The sequence below is a fragment of the Burkholderia sp. Bp8992 genome, assembly GCF_003853705.1.
Lineage (GTDB): Bacteria > Pseudomonadota > Gammaproteobacteria > Burkholderiales > Burkholderiaceae > Burkholderia.
Map to the genome: position 1 here is coordinate 125,442 of NZ_QTQI01000016.1, position 19,769 is coordinate 145,210.

16 protein-coding genes are annotated in these 19,769 nt (G+C 64.6%); 8 read left to right on the forward strand and 8 right to left on the reverse strand.

Annotated elements, in window-relative coordinates; translation table 11 throughout:
- The 5 genes from DIE03_RS23030 to icmH all read left to right on the forward strand — a co-directional run bounded on the left by DIE03_RS23030 (window position 1) and on the right by icmH (window position 7,913).
- Window positions 1-921, forward strand: a complete 921-nt coding sequence (locus tag DIE03_RS23030) for a DUF6708 domain-containing protein (RefSeq protein WP_124454352.1) — start codon at window positions 1-3, stop codon at window positions 919-921.
- Between the two features lie 64 nt (window positions 922-985).
- Window positions 986-1,264 carry a PAAR domain-containing protein gene (locus tag DIE03_RS23035; protein WP_124454354.1) on the forward strand — a complete coding sequence of 93 codons (279 nt, stop codon included), beginning with the start codon at window positions 986-988 and terminating at the stop codon, window positions 1,262-1,264.
- Complete coding sequence (tssL, locus tag DIE03_RS23040) at window positions 1,261-2,556, forward strand: type VI secretion system protein TssL, long form (RefSeq protein WP_124454355.1); 1,296 nt, start codon at window positions 1,261-1,263, stop codon at window positions 2,554-2,556. Before DIE03_RS23035 ends, tssL begins: the two co-directional genes overlap by 4 nt.
- 25 nt (window positions 2,557-2,581) lie before the next feature.
- Entirely contained in the window at window positions 2,582-6,673 is a 4,092-nt protein-coding gene (gene tssM / locus DIE03_RS23045) for a type VI secretion system membrane subunit TssM (RefSeq protein ID WP_124454357.1), read from the forward strand.
- A 34-nt stretch (window positions 6,674-6,707) separates the two neighbouring features.
- Window positions 6,708-7,913: a type IVB secretion system protein IcmH/DotU gene (gene icmH / locus DIE03_RS23050; protein ID WP_124454360.1), complete on the forward strand. Its 1,206-nt coding sequence runs from the start codon at window positions 6,708-6,710 to the stop codon at window positions 7,911-7,913.
- Between the two features lie 73 nt (window positions 7,914-7,986).
- On the opposite strand, the gene DIE03_RS23055 is transcribed toward icmH, so the two are convergent.
- On the reverse strand, window positions 7,987-9,195 hold the full coding sequence (locus DIE03_RS23055; protein WP_124454362.1) for a benzoate/H(+) symporter BenE family transporter: 1,209 nt from the start codon (window positions 9,193-9,195) through the stop codon (window positions 7,987-7,989).
- Between the two features lie 175 nt (window positions 9,196-9,370).
- On the reverse strand, window positions 9,371-10,396 hold the full coding sequence (locus tag DIE03_RS23060; protein ID WP_124454364.1) for a fatty acid desaturase: 1,026 nt from the start codon (window positions 10,394-10,396) through the stop codon (window positions 9,371-9,373).
- Between the two features lie 243 nt (window positions 10,397-10,639).
- Between DIE03_RS23060 and DIE03_RS23070 the strand changes: the two genes are divergently transcribed.
- Window positions 10,640-11,464: a phosphate/phosphite/phosphonate ABC transporter substrate-binding protein gene (locus DIE03_RS23070; protein ID WP_124454368.1), complete on the forward strand. Its 825-nt coding sequence runs from the start codon at window positions 10,640-10,642 to the stop codon at window positions 11,462-11,464.
- 50 nt (window positions 11,465-11,514) lie between these two features.
- Here the strand turns inward: DIE03_RS23070 and dbpA are convergent, their stop codons facing one another.
- The 5 genes from dbpA to DIE03_RS23095 form a co-directional block, all read right to left on the reverse strand.
- Complete coding sequence (gene dbpA / locus DIE03_RS23075; RefSeq protein ID WP_124454370.1) at window positions 11,515-12,912, reverse strand: ATP-dependent RNA helicase DbpA; 1,398 nt, start codon at window positions 12,910-12,912, stop codon at window positions 11,515-11,517.
- Window positions 12,909-13,106, reverse strand: coding sequence for a hypothetical protein (locus DIE03_RS23080; RefSeq protein ID WP_124454371.1), 198 nt, complete (start codon window positions 13,104-13,106; stop codon window positions 12,909-12,911). Before DIE03_RS23080 ends, dbpA begins: the two co-directional genes overlap by 4 nt.
- A 265-nt stretch (window positions 13,107-13,371) precedes the next feature.
- Window positions 13,372-15,027, reverse strand: a complete 1,656-nt coding sequence (gene mqo, locus DIE03_RS23085; protein ID WP_185658203.1) for a malate dehydrogenase (quinone) — start codon at window positions 15,025-15,027, stop codon at window positions 13,372-13,374.
- 536 nt (window positions 15,028-15,563) lie between these two features.
- Window positions 15,564-15,869 (reverse strand): hypothetical protein, encoded by a 306-nt coding sequence (locus tag DIE03_RS23090; protein ID WP_124454375.1) that lies wholly within the window; start codon window positions 15,867-15,869, stop codon window positions 15,564-15,566.
- A 61-nt stretch (window positions 15,870-15,930) separates the two neighbouring features.
- Window positions 15,931-16,419: an Lrp/AsnC family transcriptional regulator gene (locus tag DIE03_RS23095; protein ID WP_124454377.1), complete on the reverse strand. Its 489-nt coding sequence runs from the start codon at window positions 16,417-16,419 to the stop codon at window positions 15,931-15,933.
- 129 nt (window positions 16,420-16,548) lie between these two features.
- On the opposite strand from DIE03_RS23095, the gene DIE03_RS23100 reads away from it, so the two are divergent.
- Window positions 16,549-17,586: a histone deacetylase family protein gene (locus DIE03_RS23100; RefSeq protein WP_124454379.1), complete on the forward strand. Its 1,038-nt coding sequence runs from the start codon at window positions 16,549-16,551 to the stop codon at window positions 17,584-17,586.
- Window positions 17,587-17,656: 70 nt separating this feature from the next.
- A complete protein-coding gene (locus tag DIE03_RS23105) occupies window positions 17,657-18,799 on the forward strand; it encodes a branched-chain amino acid ABC transporter substrate-binding protein (protein ID WP_124454381.1) in 1,143 nt (380 codons plus the stop codon).
- A 23-nt stretch (window positions 18,800-18,822) separates the two neighbouring features.
- Here the strand turns inward: DIE03_RS23105 and DIE03_RS23110 are convergent, their stop codons facing one another.
- Window positions 18,823-19,692 carry a mechanosensitive ion channel family protein gene (locus DIE03_RS23110; protein ID WP_124454383.1) on the reverse strand — a complete coding sequence of 290 codons (870 nt, stop codon included), beginning with the start codon at window positions 19,690-19,692 and terminating at the stop codon, window positions 18,823-18,825.
- Window positions 19,693-19,769 lie beyond the last annotated feature (77 nt).

A 19,769-nucleotide genomic window follows, 5' to 3' on the forward strand; every position in this document is an offset into this window, starting at 1 on the left:
ATGGACTACACAGGACTCTATGCAAAAAAATACCGCACAAGTCGAAAGTTGACCGGTGAGGAGATATCGAATCAATTTCATCAGAAGGTGCGGCTCGATATTTCACCGTTTTATAACATATCAGTTGTCGAAATGAACTCGACGTATCTGGAGTGCGTTGATCGCTGGTTTATATATCGAGGAACGATGGCGGCGTTTTGCTTGATTGGCGTGGCAATCCCGGTTTTTGCTTTTTTTGTTCCGCTTTTCGCTGCAATTGGCCTGGAATTTATTTCTCTTTCTATCTTTCTTGCGGTGTGGATTCCGTACTGGATGTTTATGGCGTGGATGTTGTCAAAGGAGATGTTCTCTTGGACGTATTTTCCGATTAGGTTTAACTATAAAAATAAACTGATTTATGTATTTCGGAGAAATGGGACGGTTTTGATTACCAAATGGGACGATATATTCTTCACCCTCGGGCGTTGCGGGCATATGGTGGGTCGGCAAAACTGGGATATCCGTGGTCATGTGCTCGATAAGGACGGAGAAACTGTCTTGGAGACATTTGCTTTACCTGGCGACACGGCGCTCGTGGAGCAGTTGGAGCATTGTTGGGAGTTCATTCGACGATATATGGAAGAGGGGCCAGCGTCCGTCTACCGCGACGTCTACTGGTGCCACGATATCGCCGAACGGCGCGAGAAATACACGGTTGGCCTCAGATACATGTTCTTTGCGCTGAATGGTCAACCTATCGGGCAAATATTGCTTTCCCCTGTCTTCTTCCTGGCATCGCTTGGCCGATGGTTTGCCATGCACACGAGCAAGATCCCAGTGTGGCCGGCGGAAATCGAGGCTGCATGCGCCGTAGATGAATTCGATCCGTACCTGCGCGATGCATCGCGTAACCCCGAGAAAATTCCGATGGAGCCGATGTGACAGTTCAAGTTGTCCTCGAAACCCAACTTTGCGCTTCGATATACGGTTCCTTAAGGATCATTTAATGTCTCTTCCAATCGCAGTACTAGGCGACCGCACCGACCACGGCGGCCGGATCATTACCGGCTCCGCGACTCACAGTATCGGCGGCAAGCCGGTCGCACGGCTTCACGATCTGGTTGATTGCCCTCAACGCTATCCGGATGGTCGTCAACATGGCGTGAACCGAATTACTCAAGCCCATCCGACACTGACGATCGGCGGAAGGCGTGTGGCCTTGCACGGACACCGCACGGAGTGCGGGTGCGCTCTCGTCAGCAGTGCGGTTGCGAGGGTTGGATGATGGATCGTGCGAAATACCTGAGTGGCCAAAGGCTTGATGCACAGGCCGCCGTCGATACGCCGACGTTCGCGGATACCGTCGATCCAGATCGGAACCGGAAGACCTATGTCATTCCGCCGGGCGAAGCGGAGATGCAGCGGCTGAATGCAGTCAAAGGTGCGAAAAATCCGCTGCTTGAAGCAGCGCGTCCGTTGTTGAGGGCGCAAGCAGATATGCCGGACGCACTGGAAGACTCTGCGGGTGAATTGTTGCGACAGATGCTCGAGCAGGAGATGCGCACCTTTCAAAAACTGTGTGAGCAGGCCAATATTCGCCGCGACCATATGATCGGCGCGCGATACTGTCTGTGCACGGCGCTAGACGAAGCGGCGATGCGAACTGAATGGGGCCGTGACGGCGCGTCGGGAAGTGAGTGGAAGAGCCACAGTCTTGCGACCACTTTCCACGAAGACCGAGACGGCGGCGACAAGGTATATCTCCTGATCGCCCGTCTGCTCGAGGATCCTCATGAGCACCGAGATCTGCTCCAGGTAATCTACCGCATCCTCAGTCTCGGCTTCGAGGGCCGTTATCGGGACGGCGCTGATAGCAAGCGCAAGCACGACGCGATCCGCCAGCGAATCTATAACGTCATCACCTCGCAACGCGAACCCGTTCCGATGGCCTTGTCGCCCAACTGGCAATCGACAGCGAAAGGCAAGCGGCTGTCGCTCTACGATTTCCCGGTGTGGATCACCGTTGTCGTTCTGTCGGTAGTCCTTCTCGGCCTGTTCGGCTGGTTCAAATATGAACTGATGACCCGTGCTGCCGAAGTTCAGAAGCAGATTGCCGCGATCGGCGCGATGACACCACCCCCAGCGCCTCCCCAATTGCACCTCAAACAGTTGCTCAAGGACGAAATCGCCGCCGGCACCGTCAGCGTCGACGAAGATGCCCGCCGCAGCGCTGTGACGTTCCGCGGCGATGCGATGTTCAAGCCCGGCGGGGCGTCGGTCCAACCGTCGATGAACCCGCTGATTTCAAAAATCGCCGCCGAAATTTCCAAGGTTCCCGGCAAGGTAGCCGTTCTTGGGTACACGGACAGCGTGCCGATTCGCAGCCGTCATTTCGCGTCGAATCAGATGCTGTCGGAAGAGCGGGCCATTCAGGTCATGCAGATGCTGCAAGCCGCGGGCGTGCCGGCCAATCGTCTTGAGGCCGCCGGCAATGGCGAGGCCGATCCCGTCGGCGACAACCGCACCGTGCAGGGGCGCGCGCAGAACCGGCGTGTCGAGATCGTCGTCGCGCGATAAGCCAGATCCGTTTCCGGAATTACACATGAAGAAGTTCCAGTTCCTGTCGTTTCTGGCCTCGCGCCAGTTCCTCACGTTCCTCGCACTGATTGTCGTCGCATTGGTGATCTGGTTCGTCGGGCCGTTTTTCGCGTTCGGCGGACTGAAGCCGCTCGCCGGGGCCGGCATGCGCGTGTTGTTGATCGCATTGCTGCTCGCAGGGGTACTGCTCTGGCTCATGGGCCAGCCGACGATCATCGTATTCGTCGCCCTGCTTTGCTTGTTGATCTGGTACGCGGGCCCGCTGCTTTCGTTTGGTCATATGGCTCTGTTCGAGCCAGCGTCGACCCGACTCACGGCAATCGCGGTGATTGTGGCCGTGCTCGTCATCTTCGGGATGTACCGCGTCTGGCAGAAGATGCGCGCAGACGATGCGTTCCTGAAGAAAATGCTGCGCGTCGGCGACAAGAAGGACGAGTCACCTGCCGCTGAACGTCTGCGAAAAATCGAACCAATCGTGACCAGCGCACTCGCGCGCTTGAAATCGATGCGGACAGGCGCGCGCGGATTGAGTCGGCTGTTCCAGGGCAAGCGCTATTTGTACGAGTTGCCCTGGTACATCACGCTCGGCTCGCGAGGGTCAGGCAAGACCAGCGTGCTGTTGAACGGCGGACTGGCATTTCCCGTCGCCGAGCAGATGCAGCGTGCTGCGGGGACGCCTGTCGCCGACTCCGCCTCGGTGGATTGGTGGTTGACCAATGATGCGGTGCTCATTGACACGACGGGCTACTACACGCGTCATGGCACCTCGCCAACCGCGGACGTCGATGAACCGAAACCGGCAGTCGACACCGTCAGCGCGGATGCGAGCGACTCGGAGCCGGACGAGAAAAGTGCCGAACGCGAGGCAAAACAGGATACTTCGACGCAATCGAAGGCGGCCACGGCATCGAAATCGAGTGCCGATTCCGCTCCGAGTCGTTCGGCCCAGCGCAATAGTCGTCAGGATATCGACCGCGCGGAATGGCTCGGATTTCTCGGCATGCTGCGCCGGAACCGGCCGCGCGCGCCGATCAACGGCGCGTTGCTGACGATCGATCTTGCGACGCTGGCCGGCGCCGATGAGCAAGCGCGTCTCACGGAGGCTGCTGCATTGCGTGCGCGCCTGGCCGAACTGAGGCAGGAACTGGGCATTCGCTTCCCCGCTTACGTGATGGTGACGAAGATGGACGGCCTGACGGGCTTCTCGGAGTATTTCGGCACGCTCACGTCGGAGAGGCGGGCACAGGCATGGGGCTTCACGCTTCCGTATGGCAAGGAAGTGGTTGCGAAGGAGGGTATGCGCGCGCGTTGCCAGGACGAGCTCACGCAACTCTCCGAACGTTTGAGCAATTCGATCGATACACATCTGCAGGATGAGTACGATTTGCCGAAGCGGCGAAAGCTTGCCGCGCTCCCGGAGGAGTTTTCTGCACTGCTCGGCCCGCTGACGGACTTGATCGACCGGGTCTTTCTCGATTCGCGCTACGACGATACTCAACTCCATGCGACGTTGCGTGGTGTGTATTTCACAAGCGCGCGGCAACGGGGCGGCGACGTCGTTGCAGAGCACCATACGCTCGTTCAACGCCTGCTGTCGGTTCAAGACCACGCCGTCGTTTCACCGCAACATGCCGAAGGCAACCAGAGCTTTTTTCTGCACGATCTCCTGACGCGTATCGTGTTCTCGGAAGCGCATCTCGTCAGCCCCAACCTGCGCTGGGAATTCCGCTACCGGCTGTTGCGTCTGATCGGCCACACCTTGACCCTGCTGTTGTTCGTATGGCTGGCGATCGGCTTGCGCGTGAGCTTCGGCCACAACAGCGACTACCTCGACGCGATGGGACGCAAGGTGCAGGCGTTGACCGCTCGCGTGACGCAACTGTACAAGACGCCGAAACCGGAAGCCGTGCCCGACACGCTGACCGAAGCGCGTTATCTGCCGACTTTTCCGAATCTGGACCTGTCGAATCCCGGCAGCGCGTGGCGCTATGGGTTGTACGTGCCGTCGAGCATCGCGACGGAGAGCGGTCGCACATACGATGCGCTCGAGGACAATCTGTTGTTGCCGCAAATCGTGCGCCGGATGGAGGATGTGATGTCCGGCGCGATTACCGGTAGCGATTCGAAGGCCGCCTACGATGCGCTGCGCGTCTATCTGATGCTCTACGACGCCGCCAAGTTCAATGCCGGCGACGTCAAGACGTGGGTGCTCGACGACTGGGCGAAAAACGACAGTGCGGCGATCTTCGGTGGCCGCGCATCGATGGTCGACCATGTCCAGCAGCTCTTGTCCGGCGATCGCGTGGTGAAGTCTCCGCTCATTCGCAATGACGCGTTGATCCAGCGAGCCCGGGCGTTTCTCGATGGCAGCAATGCGACGGGGCGCTTGTACGAGCGTGCAAAGGCAGCGATGCAGAAGGAGGCGCCGGACGAGTTCACGCTGTTGCGCGCGGTGGGCCCGCAGGCCGGCACGGTGTTCACGCGGGCAAGCGACGCGCCGTTGTCGCGCGGCGTATCGGGACTCTTCACGTTCGACGGTTACCGCAATCTGTTCGACAAGCGGCTGCCTGAATTCGTACAGATTGCTCGCGATGACGATGCATGGGTGATGGGGCGCTCATATCTGGTTAGGGCGTCGGACTCGGCTCAAAAAAAAACGGCTGAAATCGTGAGCAATGCGACGGGGATGGACGATGCACTGACGGATGCGGTCCGTCGCGAATATCTGACGGAGTACGCGCAGCAATGGGATGCATTTCTCAACGACATCCGGACGGTGAGCGGCACGAGTCTCGCGTTCAATCTTCAGGTGCTCCGCCGCTTCGCCGCGCCCGACTCGCCGCTCGTGCGGCTGGCTCGTGCGGCGGTGCATGAAACGACGCTGACGGCGCCAGTGAGCGGGTCGGGCGGCACGTTTCTCCAGAAGGCAGCCGACCAGATCAACCAGAAAGCCGACAAGGCGCTTGGCATTCGCGCGTCGGAGCGCGTCGAACGCGACCTCGTCGACGCCCATTTCGCCGCGCTGCGCGAAGTCGTGACCGGCAACACCGATTCGGAGGGCGCTTCCCAGGCGGTAGCCCAGGCCGGTGCGACGGGTCTCGACGGTGTGACCAACCTGTTGAACGACTACTACACGGCGCTCACGGTCTCCGATAACGCGTTGTCGAACAACAGCATGCCGCCGGCCAGCGACGCGGCGGCGAAACTGAAGATGGCGGCCAACACGATGCCCGCGCCTTTCCGTGCCGTGCTGCTGCAGCTTGCCGCGGACGGCTCGCGCGAAGTCAACCAGGGGATCGGGCAATTGTTGTCCCGCCAGATGCAGGCGACCGTCGGTGACACGTGCCGGCTGACCATCGAGGGCAACTATCCGTTTTCGCCCGACAGCAGGCGCGATGTCGGCATCGACGATTTCACCCGTGTGTTCGCGCAAGGCGGCGTGATCGACGATTTCTTCACGAAGACGCTGGCGCCTTTCGTCGACACGTCCGCGAAGCCGTGGCGGTACCGCACGCTGCCCGGCGCGACGGAGCCCGTGCATGGGCCGGATCTCGAACCGTTCGAGCATGCGAAGGCGATTCGCGAAGTCTTCTTCAACGATCCCGGTCACAAGCAGCTCACATGGAAGGCCGATATCCGCATTCCCGAACTGGATCCCTCGATCATGGGCCTTGCGCTTGACGTCGACGGCCAGACTTCGCTCTATCAGCACGGACCCGTGGCGCCGTTCACGGTGTCGTGGCCGGGGCCGCGCGGCGGCGTCCATGCAGAGATCACCGCCAATCCGCGCATTCGTCCCGAGACGTCGACGATTGCTGCAGACGGGCCCTGGGCGCTGATGCGGCTGCTTCAGCGGGGACGGGTCGTCGAAACAGCAATGCCCGGCCGCACCCGTGTCGCGTTCGATTTCGACGGTCGCAAGGCGGCGCTCGACATCGCGAGCACCGGGAGTGTTCCGAATCCGCTGACGAGCGATGTGCTGAGGACATTCCGCTGTCCGAGCTCGATGCCGCTGTTCAATCTGTCGGACAGCGGCCCGCCGCCAGGATTGCCGCGCGGCATGGTGCCCGCAGGTCCGATCAATACCGCCCAATGAACTGCGAGGAACGCGCACGGTGACAAGTTCGACTATGGCCGATCCGAGCAGTCCTGCACGGGTGCCGGCATCTCCGCCGCTCGCTGTGCGTCTCAGGGGCGCGGAGCAAGCGGTCAACCCGTTGCTCGAATCGGCGCGCATCTTGTTGCTTGCGCTGGCGGATACGCCCGCCGGGCTGGAACCTGACGCCGTCGCGCAGCGACGCTGGTGGCTGGAACAGGAGCTCAGGATGTTCGCGCGTGTCTGCAACGAGCTGAAGTTGCACTCCGACCACGTGGTTCGCGCGAGCTATTGCCTGTGCGCCGCGCTCGACGAAGCGGCGATGCAGATGCAGTGGGGCAAGGGCGGTGCGACGGGGATCGACTGGCAGTCAAACAGCCTGGCAGTGGCGCTGGGTCACGACCGGCAGGGAAGTGATCGCGTGTTTCAGCTGATCGACGAAGCGCTGGGCCGTCCTCGAGAGCATCTCGATCTGATCGAGTTGTACCAGAACGTCCTCGATCTGGGATTCAAGGGGCGATATCGATTTGCAAACGATGGGTCGGTCCGTCTTCAGACTGTTCGCGAAGCCGTGCACCAGGTTGTCATGACCGGTGGATTCGGAAGCGTGCGCGACGGCGCGCCGATCCGGCTGCCACGGCAATCGATTGTCGACCCGTGGGTGCGTCCTGCACCGGTGCGTCGAACCCGTTGGTGGATCGGCGCGAGTCTCGCCGTTGCGTTGCTGTTCGGGGCAGGGGGTTATGCAGCAGTGGGACATTGGATGCATGGCAAGCCGGCTACGATGACGTCCTCGCTTGAGGCCTTGTCGGAACAGCTCGGCTTGAGCCTGCGTGACGAGATGGCGGCAGGCAATATCGAGTTGCGCAGGGATACGGCGACGAACGCATTGATCCTCCGGTTCAACGGCATGTATGCGTCGGGTGACGCGACGGTCGCGCCGTGGTGGGCCTCCATGATGGCTACGGTTGGTCGGACCATTGCTGCATCGGTACCCGCTGCGCACGTGCAGGTCGTTGGTTACACCGACAACGTACCGGCTGGAGCGACATCGCGGGACAACAATCAGGCGCTTTCCGAAGCCCGCGCCCGACAAGTCGCGCGGATTCTCGCAGCGGCGGGGGTGCCGATGCACAACATCTCCGCAACCGGACAAAGCGATGCCTATCCGCTCGCCGACAACGGCACGGCACCGGGCAGGTCAAGGAATCGCCGCGTCGAAGTGACCGTATCGAACTGAACGGGGGGCCCAGACGCCTTGCGATTTGCCGATACAACGGACGTGCATTTTGCGGGAGGTATTGTGAGTCGGCTCAAACGCCCTGGTGACGTCGCACCCTGTTCAACACCCCATACGCCACCGACCCGATCACGATCCCCCAGAACGCCGACCCGAGCCCGAGCCACGTCATTCCCGACGCGGTCGCAAGAAACGTGATCACCGACGCTTCGCGGTGGTTCTCGTCCTCGAAGATCCCGTGCACGTTCGCGCTGATCGCACCGATCAGCGCGAGCCCTGCGAGGATCGCGACGAATGCCTTCGGCAGCGCGAAGAACACCGTGACGATCGTGCCCGCGAACAGCCCGCCGATCAGGTAGAACGTGCCGTTCGCAAGCCCGGCGATGTAGCGCCGGTCCGGATCCTCGTGCGCGTCCTTGCCGGTGCACAGCGCCGCGGTGATCGCGGCAACGACGATCGTGATTCCGCCGAAGCACGCGACGACGAGCGACATCACGCTGGTCGCGGTGATGATCGGCCGCGCCGGGGTGTGATAGCCGGACACGCGCAGGATCGTCATCCCTGGCAGGAACTGGCCGGTGAGGCTGACGACGACGAGCGGCAGCGCGAGGCTGAGCGTCGTGCCGAGCGTCCATTCGGGCGCGATGAAGATCGGCCGCGCGATGCTCGGCGACACGTTGCCGAGATGCGTCATCCCGAGCAGCGTCGCGAGCGCGGCGCCCGTCAGCAGCACGAGCACGATGCTGTAGCGTGGCAGCAGGCGCCTGAAGATCACGTAGGCTGCGATCATCCCGAACGCGAGCACGGGCTGATCCGACGCGGCGGAGAACGCGTGCATGCCGAACGGCAGCAGGATGCCGGCCATCATCCCGCACGCGATGCCGCGCGGAATGTGGCGCACGAGCCGGTCGAAATAGCCGGTCACGCCGATCAGCAGGATGATGAGCGCAGCCGTGATGTACGCGCCGACGGCCTGGTTGAGCGTCAGTTGCGGAAACAGGCCGACGAGCAGCGCGGTGCCGGGCGCCGACCACGCGGTGATGACCGGCACCTTCATCTTCCAGCTCGCGAACAGGCCCGAGACGCCCGCGCCGATCGAGATCGCCCACACCCACGACGACACCATTTCGTTGGACGCATGCGCGGCCTGCGACGCCTGGAAGAAGATCGCGAGCGGGCCCGCGTAGGAAATCAGGACCGCGAGGAAGCCCGCGGTGATCGCGGAAACGGACCAGTCGTTGCCGATCGTGCGGATCGCGCCGGGCGGGGAGTTCGGTTGCATCGTCGTCGGGGCGTGCGGCGCGCGGCCGCGAGGCAGAGCCGGGGCGGATGATTGTTGGAAGCCCCGGATGAGCCGTCATTCTGCGCATGGCCGGCGCAATTGGCAATTCGCGGGCGTTGTCGGCTTTTCGTAAGAATTGGTGCGGAAGCGGTCGAATCGGTGGCCTTGCCGCCGGTCAGGTACTGATCTGCAGCACCTTGTCGACCACGGCCACCTTCACGCCGCTTCCGGTCGACAGCGATGCCGTGCCTTCGTCGAACGGGTGCACGGGCGTATCGGTCGGCGTCCACGCATGGCGCGCGAGCAGCTCGCGATACCCGCCGCGAATCACGAAGCCGCCGCATTTGCGCGCATACGCGTCGCGTCGCATCCGGTACGCGCGCGGCAGGTCGTACCACGGCAGCTTCGGCAGGTCGTGATGGACGAGGTGGTAGTTGTTGTTCAGGTACAGCAACCGCATCGCGAAGCCGGCTTCGTTGATCGTGATGCGCGCCTTCGGATGCGGCGCGGCGCGGTGCTCGTATAGCGAGCGGATCATTGCGAGCGACAGCGCGGGCCACGTGACGGCCAGCAGGTAATACCACCACGGCACGCCAATCGCCCATTGCAGCCACGCGAGCAGCGCAACCACGCAGGCAACGTGCATCGCCCACATCGGCAGATAGCGGAAGTCGCCGCGCCGAAACGCGCCGAACGCGTCGGCGACCGTCGAAGCGACGGAGAGCGGCGGCCCGACGACGATTCGTCCGACGAAAGTCTTGCGCGCGACCGTCAGCGCCCGGCGCCAGCGCGGCAGCCGCGCCCAGCGTTCGCGCGTCACGTAGTTCGTTTCCGGATCGACGCCCGGCACGGTCAGGTCCTCGTCGCGATGATGGTCGAGGTGCGTATCGCGATACAGCGTGTACGGATACCAGACCGTCAGCGGCGGATAGCCGAGCAGCTTGTTCACGAACGCGGAACGCGTCGGATGGCCGTGCAGCAATTCGTGCTGCAGCGACAGATGCCATGCGCCGAGCAGGATCAGCGGCGGCGTCGCGGCCGCGAGCGACAGGTGCCCGTCGCGCACGAGCAGCAGCACGGCGAGCCAGCCGCCGTAGATGACGGCGACCAGCAGCCAGGTCGGCCACTCGGTGCGGGCAGTGAAGCGGGCGTCGAGCGCGGCAATCGCGCGCGCATGATCGACGTCGAAGTATTCGGCCATGGCGTTGAGGCGGATGGATCGGGCAATGCGGGGAACGAGCGATGGAACCGGTGCGCTCGGCCCGGGTGCGCAGGTGTCTCGCGGATCACGGTCGGCCTGCCCGGCATCGCGCACGTGGCGGTGCCGGCAGGCCTTCGAACGGTACCGGGACGGGGCGGCGACGCCAACCAATCGATTCGCATTTGCTTATCGCGACGAAGCCGATATGCATCGGGGGCCGGCGCAGATGCGTAGAATGCCCGCATGAACCCATGGATCGCAGTACTGCCGATGTACAACGTGACGCCGCGCCACGCCGCACTGTGGCGCGCGCTGCTGCGCGACGCGCTCGATGCGTTCGCGAACGCGGGCGGCCCTGTCGACGTCGCACGGCCCGACGCGCCGTTCGACGACCTGCACGCGCTGTGGCGGCGCGACGATCTGCTGCTGTCGCAGACCTGCGGCTACCCGTACCGGATGCTCGGCTTGCGCGACGTCGTGCGTTTGATCGCGACCCCGGTTTTCGACGCGGACGGCTGCAACGGGGCGCACTACAGCAGCGTGCTGGTCGTGTCGGCACGTGTGCATGCGGGCGGCGCGACGACGCTCGCCGCATGTCGCGGGCTGCGCGCCGCATACAACGGCGCGGATTCACACAGCGGGATGAATGCGTTCCGGCATGCGGTCGCGCCGCATGCGCATGACGGACGGTTTTTCGGATCGGTCACGCCGTTCGGCTCGCACCTGAACGTGCTGCGTGCGCTGGCGTCGGGCCAAGCCGATTGCGCGGCGATCGACTGCGTGACGTTTGCCTATGTGCGCGACGCGTTGCCCGAGCTGCTGAAGGACATCCGGACCATCGGCACGACGGCTTCCGCGCCGGGATTGCCGTTCATCGCATCGCGCGCGCTGCCGGAAACACAGGTCGGCGCGTTGCAGGACGCGCTCGATCGCGCGGTCGCCGCCGATCCGGAACGCGCGCGCGTGCTGAGGCTGAAGGGGTTCGAACGGCTGTCGCCGGCCGACTACGACGCGATTGCGCGGTTCGAGCGGGGAGCCGTCTCGCACGGCTATCCCGAACTCGGGTGACACACGGGGCGGCGCGCGGCGGTGCTGCGACCGCCCGCGCCGCGACCCGCTTACTCCTCGTCCATCAATCGGACCTTGACGCGCTTGCCCTTGATCTTCCCGGCGTTGAGCTTGCGCAGCGCGTCGTGGGCGACGCCGCGCTCGATCGCGACATAGGTCGAGAACTCGGTCACGTTGATCTTGCCGATCTGCTTGCCGTCGAACCCGGCGTCGCCGGTCAGCGCGCCGAGCACGTCGCCCGGGCGGATCTTGTCCTTGCGCCCGCCGAGGATCTGCAGCGTTTCCATCGGCGGCAGCAGCACGCTGTCGTCCGCCGGCTTCAGTTCAGCGAGCGGATGCCATTCGACTTCGCGCTTCTGCGCCTGTTCGATGGCGCCTACGCGGCCCATCTCGTCCATGCTCGCGAGGCTCAGCGCCCAGCCGTCCTGGTCCGCGCGGCCCGTACGGCCGATGCGGTGCACGTGCACTTCGGGGTCGGGCGTCACGTCGACGTTGATCACCGCTTCGAGCTGCGCGATGTCGAGCCCGCGCGCGGCGACGTCGGTCGCCACCAGCACCGAGCAGCTGCGGTTCGCAAACTGGATCAGCACCTGGTCGCGCTCGCGCTGGTCGAGCTCGCCGTGGAGCGCGAGCGCGTGGAAGCCCTGCGCATGCAGCACGTCGAGCAGGTCGCGGCACTGCTGCTTCGTGTTGCAGAACGCAATCGTGCTCACCGGCCGGTAGTGGTTCAGCAACTGGCCGACTGCGTGCAGCCGCTCGTTCTCGGTCACTTCATAGAAGCGCTGGCGGATCTTGCTGTCGTCGTGGCGCTCCACGAGCTTGATTTCCTTCGGATTGCGCAGGAACTGCTGGCTCAGCTTCGCGATGCCGTCCGGATAGGTCGCGGAGAACAGCAGCGTCTGGCGCGTCGTCGGGCACATCCGCGCGACCTTTGCGATGTCGTCGAAGAAGCCCATGTCGAGCATCCGGTCGGCTTCGTCGAGCACCAGCGTGCTCAGCGCATCGAGCTTCAGGTTGCCGCGGTCAAGGTGATCCATGATGCGGCCCGGCGTGCCGACGACGATGTGCGCGCCGTGCTCGAGGCTCTGCGCCTGCGGGCGCATCGGCGTGCCGCCGCACAGCGTCAGCACCTTCACGTTCTCTTCGGCGCGCGCGAGGCGGCGCACTTCCTGCGCGACCTGGTCGGCGAGCTCGCGCGTCGGGCACAGGATCATCGCCTGCACGTCGAAGCGGCGCGTGTCGAGGCGCGAGAGCAGCGCGAGCGAGAACGCGGCGGTCTTGCCGCTGCCCGTCTTCGCCTGCGCGATCAGGTCCTGGCCGGCCAGCGCGACCGGCAGGCTCGCGGCCTGGATCGGCGTCATGTCGACATAGCCGAGCTGCGCGAGGTTCGCGAGCGTGGCGGGCGTCAGCGGCAGCGCGCTGAACGGCGTGGCGGTCGGTTGCGTCAAGACAGGTCTCCGAGGTAGGGGCGGCCTTCCATCTGCTCGTAGACGACCGTGCCTTCGTCGTCTTCGAAGCGTTCGAGGTAGTTGCGCGCGCCGCACAGCGGGCAGCGGAACAGCAGCCCCTGGCCTTCGTCCTTGATGACGACGTCGGACTGCTCCCACTGCGTGCCGCAGCTCTGGTTTCGGCAGGTAAACACGGTCTTTCTCCAGCTGAATTCGGTTGATGGCGCGCCCGGGCGGGCGCGGCAACGGCGGGCGGCGCTCGCGCGGCTCGGGCGCGGGCCGCACCGGCGTCGCCTGGGTTGCGTCGATGCGGATGATGGATCGGGCGGCGACAGGGTCGCGCGTGCCGCAATTCTAGCGGAAGCGGGCGCCCGGCACGGGATATCCGCCCGTGCCCGCCAAGAAAAACGGCCGCCCCGGAGGGCGGCCGTATGGTGCGGCAAAACGGGGCCGGACGCGTTACAGCGCTATGTCGGCCGACGCCTTCGCCGGGCGGGCCGGCGCGTTGCCGGCCGGCTGCGACGGCATGCCGAGGTCGATCTTCGGCGGCGGCGACAGTTGCAGCACGTCGCTCGTGTAGGTCCATTCCTCGACGACCTTTGCCGGGCTGTCGTTCAGCTTCGTGCCGTAGCTCGGCACGATCTGGCGGAGCTTCTGCTGCCACTCGGGCGTCGCGACCTTGTCCTTGAACACCTTCTTCATCAGGTTCAGCATGATCGGCGCGGCCGTCGATGCGCCCGGCGACGCGCCGAGCAGGCCCGCGATGCTGCCGTCCTGCGACGCGACGATCTCGGTGCCGAGCTTCAGCACGCCGCCCTTGACCGGGTCGCGCTTGATGATCTGCACGCGCTGGCCGGCTTGCCACAGGCGCCAGTCTTCCTTCTTCGCGTTCGGGAAGTATTCCTTCAGCGCGTTGAAGCGGTCGTCGTCGGACAACATCAGCTGGCCGGCGAGGTACTGGACCAACGGGAATTCGTCGACGCCCACGCGCATCATCGGCGCGACGTTGTGCAGGTTGGTGCTCTTCGCGAGGTCGAAGTACGAACCGTTCTTCAGGAACTTGGTCGAGAACGTCGCGAACGGCCCGAACAGGATGATCTTCTTGCCGTCGATGATCCGCGTGTCGAGGTGCGGCACCGACATCGGCGGCGAGCCGACCGACGCCTTGCCGTAGGCCTTCGCGAGATGCTGCTTCACGACCTCGGGGTTGTCGGTCACGAGGAACGAGCCGCCGACCGGGAATGCGCCGTAGTCCTTCGCTTCGGGGATGCCCGACGCCTGCAGCAGGTGCAGCGCACCGCCGCCCGCGCCGATGAACACGAACTTCGCGTCGACCGATTGCGGCGGTTCGTCCGAGTGCAGCTTGACCCACGACACGTGCCACGTGCCGTCGGCGTTGCGCGTGATCTCGCGCACTTCGCTCGACAGCGACAGCGTGAAGTTCGGCTGCGTCTTCAGGTAGCCGACGAACTGGCGCGTGATCTCGCCGAAGTTCACGTCGGTGCCGATCGGCGTCCACGTCGCCGCGACCTTCTGGTTGCGGTCGCGGCCTTCCATCATCAGCGGCACCCACTGCTTGATCTGGTCGTAGTCTTCCGAATACTGCATCCCGCGGAACAGCGGGCTCGCCTGCAGCGCTTCGTAGCGCTTCTTCAGGAAGCGGACGTTGTCGTCGCCCCATACGAAGCTCATGTGCGGCGTCGAGTTGATGAACGAGTGCGGGTTCTTCAGCACGCCCTGCCTGACCTGCCACGCCCAGAATTGGCGCGAGATCTGGAACGACTCGTTGATCTCGATCGCTTTCGAGATGTCGACCTTGCCGTCGGCCTTCTCCGGCGTGTAGTTCAGTTCGGCGAGCGCCGAGTGGCCGGTGCCGGCGTTGTTCCAGCCGTTCGAGCTTTCCAGCGCGACGCCGTCGAGGCGCTCGACCATCGTCATCGACCAGTCAGGTTGAAGCTCGTGCAGCCAGACGCCGAGCGTCGAGCTCATGATGCCGCCGCCCACCAGCAGGACGTCGACCTTCTTCGTATCGGCGGCGTGCGCGGACGATGTCGCGACGCACAGTGCGAGCGCCGACAGTATTACCCGTAACGTTTTGATCACAGCAGATCCCATTTTCAACTTGAATGCATCGGTTTGCCATGCCGCCCGGCGTGCGGTTCCGTTGCGCCGGCATAGGGGTCCGGAGATCCGGACCGCGAATCCGGAATTCCGGATCGGCGCTGCGCGCCGTTGCATTTGCGCACGCGAAGCCGTTCGGAAGGACACCTTCGGATCGGCTTCCGCGGGCAGGCAAGCGCCTGCGTCGCGAGGGTGCGCAACGCGCCCGGGCCCTTGTGGCAAGCCTCGGCGGAAAGCGCTTCGGGCTGCATGGAAAGGGGCCGCGCGCGACGCGTTTGTGCGGGGGCGGGGTGGCAAGGGGCGCGTAATATAACCGAACTCGGACAACGTGTCGCAGACGACGAATATCCCTGTTTTTGTGGGGTTTTTCGTGTGTCCGGGTTTCCGGAATGACGGTGTGCGACGCCGAAAAATCGGCGGGGTCGGAGTGGCGAAATGCGGGTGTCGGGCACGCCGCGCGCCACACCGGTACTGCATCGAATCGCGGCGTTGCACCGCGACCCGTGCACATCAAATCAGGTCACATCACTTCATTTCGCTGCGCCGTTCCGGCAGAACTGCTCGTAGCCCTGCGCCGAATTCGCGAAGCCGCGCGCCTTCGCGAGTTCCCACGGACGCTCGCATTGCTGCGTGCGCTCGCACCACGCGTAACCGGCCGAGCCGATGCAGCCGTGTGCGTCGCGATCGCCGCCGACCATCGGCGGGGCTGCTTGCGCGGACGTATCGGCCGGTGCCGACGCATTGGCCGGCGCGGAGGATTGCGCCGCACACGCGCTCAATGCGAATGCGCAGGCGATCGCGGCGGCCAGCGACGCGGAGGGGACGTAACGTTTCATCGGGTAGCGCTCCATGGGATGACGATCGACGGCGGATGCCCGCATGCGGGCGCCTGAACATTCACGCGTCCGGCACCGGCACGCGCGACGAGAACTTCACCTCGCGCAACGCGAGGCTCGACTGGATCGACGACACGCCGGCCTGCTTTCGGAGCACGCGCTCGACGAATTCCGCATACGCGTCGAGATCGGCTGCGACGACCTGCAGGATGTAGTCGGCCGCACCGGTGATCTTGTGGCACGACGTGACTTCGTCGTGACGCCGCATCACGTCCTCGAAGTGATCCGAATCCTGATCCGAGTGCATGTTGAACGTCACCTGCACGAACGCGAACACGTTCATGCCGAGCGAGCGGCGGTCGAGGTTAGCCTGGTAGCCGGTGATCACGTGCTCGTCCTCGAGCCGCTTGCGGCGGCGCCAGCACGGCGTGACGCTCAGCGACAGCTTCTCGCCGAGCGTCGCGTTCGACAGCGCGCCGTCTTCCTGCAGCAGGCGGAGCATCGCGCGGTCGACGCCGTCGAGTTCAACTGAAGCGCGATTTTTGCTCATATCCGGCGTCCCGTAGACAGATTTCTCAAAATTGTACGAAACGAAGAAGCGAAAAGCAAAGCTAATGCCGGCCGGCGTCAATAGACTGTTGCCACCCCTTTCCTCTCGTCATCACGGCAACGGTCAACCATGCTCACGGTCTACAGCAGCGATCACCACCTGCATCGCGGCGTCGAACTGAAGGACGGCGCGATCACCGAGTCGTTCGAAAACCCCCTTCGCGCCGAAACGGTGCTCGCGCAAGTCCGCGCGGCCGGCCTCGGCGACGTGATCGCGCCGCGTGCGTTCGACCGCGCGAGTTATGCGGGCGCGCACAGCGCGCGCTACGTCGATTTCCTCGCGGGCGCGTGGGACGAATGGACGGCGAGCGGCCGCACCTGCCAGGCGCTGCCGCTCGTGTGGCCGGTGCGCGCGATGCCGGCCTCGGCGACGCTGCCCGACTTCATCGACGGCAAGCTCGGCTTCTTCGCGATGGACGCCGGCGCGCCGATCAACGCGGGCACGTGGGATGCGGTGAGCGCGAGCGCGAACTCGGCGCTCACCGGCGCCGACTTGCTGTCGGGCGGCGGCGCGCGCGCGGCGTTCGCGCTGTGCCGCCCGCCCGGCCATCACGCAGGCCGTGAGTACATGGGCGGCTACTGCTACCTGAACAACGCGGCGATCGCGGCGCAGCACGGCATTGCCGGCGGTGCAGAACGCGTCGCGGTGCTCGACGTCGATTTCCATCACGGCAACGGCACGCAGGACATCTTCTACGCGCGTTCCGACGTGCTGTTCGCGTCGCTGCACGGCGAGCCGGCAGTGTCGTATCCGTACTTCTCCGGCTACGCGGGCGAACGCGGCGCGGGTGCTGGCGAAGGCTTCAACCTGAACCTGCCGCTGCCGAAGGGCACGCAGTGGGACACGTATTCGGGCGCGCTCGGCCAGGCCACGGCCGCGATCGCGAAGCACGCGCCCGACCTGCTCGTCGTGTCGCTCGGGGTCGACACGTTCGAGCACGACCCGATCAGCCATTTCAAGTTGCGCTCGCCCGACTACCTGCGGATCGGCGAGGCGCTGGCGCGTCTGAACCTGCCGACGCTGTTCGTGATGGAAGGCGGCTACATGGTCGACGAGATCGGCATCAATGCGGTGAACGTATTGCTGGGATTCGAAGGGCGTGCGTGAGCGCGCGGCATGAGTTTCGACGAACGACGGATCTGAACACGAACGAAGCGCGACAAGGATGGAGACAACCATGAATCGACATCACAAGACAGCACTCGCCGCCGCGGCCGCACTGACGTGCGCGCTGTCCGCAGGGCCCGCACACGCGGACGACATCGTGCGCATCGGGCACGTCGCGCCGCTGACCGGCGCGATCGCGCACCTCGGCAAGGACAGCGAGAACGGCGCGCGGCTCGCGGTCGAGGAGATCAACGCGAAGGGGCTGACGATCGGCGGCAAGAAGGTCACGCTGCAGCTCGACGCGCAGGACGACGCGGGCGATCCGCGCACCGCGACCCAGGTCGCGCAGCGGCTCGTCGACGACAAGGTCGTCGGCGTCGTCGGCCATCACAACTCGGGTACGTCGATTCCGGCGTCGCGTGTGTATCGCGACGGCGGCGTCGTGCAGATCTCGCAGGCCGCGACCAACCCGACGTACACGCAGCAGGGCTTCAGGACGACGTATCGCGTCGTCGCGACCGATGCGCAGCAGGGGCCGGCGCTCGCGATGTATGCGGCGAAGAACATGGGCATCAAGACGGTCGCCGTGGTCGACGATTCGACCGCATACGGGCAAGGCCTCGCGACCGAGTTCGAGAAAGCCGCGAAATCGGCCGGGATGAAGGTCGTGTCGCGCGACGCGACCAACGACAAGGCGATCGACTTCCGCGCGATCCTCACGAAGATCAAGGGCGAGAACCCGGACGCGATCATGTACGGCGGCATGGACGCAACGGGCGGCCCGCTCGCGAAGCAGGCGCGCCAGCTCGGCATGCGCGCGAAGGTCCTCGCCGGCGACGGCGTGTGCTCGACCGACCTGCCGAAGCTCGCGGGGCCGGCGTCGGACAACGTCGTGTGCTCAGAGGCCGGCATCGCGCTCGAGAAGATGCCGGGCGGCGCGGCGTTCGTGAAGCGCTACGAAGCGCGCTATCACCAGCCGATGCAGGTGTATGCGCCGTTCTCGTACGACGCGGTGTACATCATCGTCGATGCGATGAAGCGCGCGAATTCGACCGACCCGGCGAAGGTGCTGGCCGCGATACCGGCCACCGACTATCGCGGCGTGATCGGCGAAACGAGCTTCACGCCGCACGGCGACCTGAAGCACGGCGCGATCTCGGTGTTCACGTACAGGAGCGGCAAGAAGGCGCTGCTCGATATCGTCAGGATGTAACGTCGCGGCCAGGCCGTGCTGCCTTACGAAATCCGCATGCGCGCATCGTTCGCGCGGCGCTCCGCGTCGTGCACGATATGCAGCTCGCGCGTGCGGATCGGCAGCGCGCAATTCGCGTCGGCAAGCGTCTTGCGTACCTGGCGCGCTAGGCGCCAGCGCATCGCCCAGAACTTGTCGGTATGCGTCCACACGCGCATGTTCGCGACGGCCGTGCTGTCGTCGAAGCGCATCACCATCACGTCCGGCGCGGGATCCTGCAATACGTCGGGATCGGCCACGGCCAGCGCCCGCAGCGCGTCGAGCGCGCGATCGATGTCGTCATGCACCGACACGTCCACTTCGAGATCGAGGCGGCGCGTCGGGTTGCGCGTGTAGTTGCGGAGCGAGCTGCCCCACAGCGCGCTGTTCGGCACGTATTCGCAGATGCCGTCCGGCTTCGTGAGCCGCGTCATGAAGAGCCCGACCTCGTCGACGGTGCCTGCGACGCCCGAGCCGCCGTCGATGTAATCGCCGACCTTGAACGGCCGCAGCAGCAGAAGCATGATGCCGGCCGCGATGTTCTGCATCGTGCCCTGCAGCGCGAGCCCGATCGCGAGGCCGGCCGCGCCGAGCACCGCGATGAGGCTCGCGGTTTCGATACCGAGCTGCGACAGCGCGCCGACGATCGCGACGATGCGGATGCCCCACACGGCGACGTCGCAGAGGATGGGCCGCAGCGTGTCGTCGACGCGCTCCTTGTTCGCAAGCAGCCGGTTCAACCAGTTGCCGATGCGCTTCGACAGCCACCAGCCGGCGACGAGCAGCGCCAGGGCGGCGCACAGCCTGAGGGAAAGGGTGGACAGCGCGTTCCACAGGAACGTCCAGCGTTCCGGGTGCAGTTGATCGAGAAACATGACGGGATTCCGGGTTGAAAGATGATGCAGCGTCGCGCTGCCGGCAGCGTTCGACTGTACACGCGGCGCGGTGGTTC

Excerpts from the sequence above, each read along its gene's own strand:
- DIE03_RS23070 (WP_124454368.1), top strand. The coding sequence starts at position 10,640 with ATGAACCCATGGATCGCAGTACTGCCGATGTACAACGTGACGCCGCGC.
- icmH (WP_124454360.1), top strand. The coding sequence starts at position 6,708 with ATGGCCGATCCGAGCAGTCCTGCACGGGTGCCGGCATCTCCGCCGCTC.
- DIE03_RS23100 (WP_124454379.1), top strand. The coding sequence starts at position 16,549 with ATGCTCACGGTCTACAGCAGCGATCACCACCTGCATCGCGGCGTCGAA.
- DIE03_RS23055 (WP_124454362.1), bottom strand. The coding sequence starts at position 9,195 with ATGCAACCGAACTCCCCGCCCGGCGCGATCCGCACGATCGGCAACGAC.
- DIE03_RS23030 (WP_124454352.1), top strand. The coding sequence starts at position 1 with ATGGACTACACAGGACTCTATGCAAAAAAATACCGCACAAGTCGAAAG.
- DIE03_RS23090 (WP_124454375.1), bottom strand. The coding sequence starts at position 15,869 with ATGAAACGTTACGTCCCCTCCGCGTCGCTGGCCGCCGCGATCGCCTGC.
- DIE03_RS23060 (WP_124454364.1), bottom strand. The coding sequence starts at position 10,396 with ATGGCCGAATACTTCGACGTCGATCATGCGCGCGCGATTGCCGCGCTC.
- DIE03_RS23110 (WP_124454383.1), bottom strand. The coding sequence starts at position 19,692 with ATGTTTCTCGATCAACTGCACCCGGAACGCTGGACGTTCCTGTGGAAC.
- tssL (WP_124454355.1), top strand. The coding sequence starts at position 1,261 with ATGATGGATCGTGCGAAATACCTGAGTGGCCAAAGGCTTGATGCACAG.
- DIE03_RS23035 (WP_124454354.1), top strand. The coding sequence starts at position 986 with ATGTCTCTTCCAATCGCAGTACTAGGCGACCGCACCGACCACGGCGGC.
- DIE03_RS23095 (WP_124454377.1), bottom strand. The coding sequence starts at position 16,419 with ATGAGCAAAAATCGCGCTTCAGTTGAACTCGACGGCGTCGACCGCGCG.
- DIE03_RS23105 (WP_124454381.1), top strand. The coding sequence starts at position 17,657 with ATGAATCGACATCACAAGACAGCACTCGCCGCCGCGGCCGCACTGACG.
- tssM (WP_124454357.1), top strand. The coding sequence starts at position 2,582 with ATGAAGAAGTTCCAGTTCCTGTCGTTTCTGGCCTCGCGCCAGTTCCTC.
- mqo (WP_185658203.1), bottom strand. The coding sequence starts at position 15,027 with ATGGGATCTGCTGTGATCAAAACGTTACGGGTAATACTGTCGGCGCTC.